The 318-nt window shown below is 74.2% G+C and carries 1 protein-coding gene; it reads left to right on the forward strand.

The features are described from left to right. The coding region (locus tag IF89_RS39960) for a hypothetical protein (RefSeq protein ID WP_043195076.1) at positions 1–318 on the forward strand (318 nt) is incomplete at both ends.

Consider the following 318-nt stretch of genomic DNA (forward strand, 5'->3'; position numbering starts at 1 on the left):
GGGCTGGAGTACGGGCGGCCGCTGGCCGGACACGGCCCCGTCATCACCCGCGTCGCCTCCCCCCTCGGCGCGGTGACCGAGATCGCCTACGAGGAAATCCCCGGATCCCCCGTCCCGGCGCTGGCCGCGACCCGCCTGCGCACCCTCGACGACCGCGGCGAGCTGGCCGCGCCCGAGCAGCGGATGAACGTCTGGGCCGAGGAGGGGCGTGCCTATACCGGGGCTGGGGGCGGTTTCGCGGGTGAGGACGATGTCTTCGACCAGCGGACCGGCTTCACCTACACCACCGAGGTCTCCCTCCTGGGCCCCGACGGCGAG

This window comes from Streptomyces sp. NRRL F-2664 (genome assembly GCF_000719345.1).
Lineage (GTDB): Bacteria > Actinomycetota > Actinomycetes > Streptomycetales > Streptomycetaceae > Streptomyces.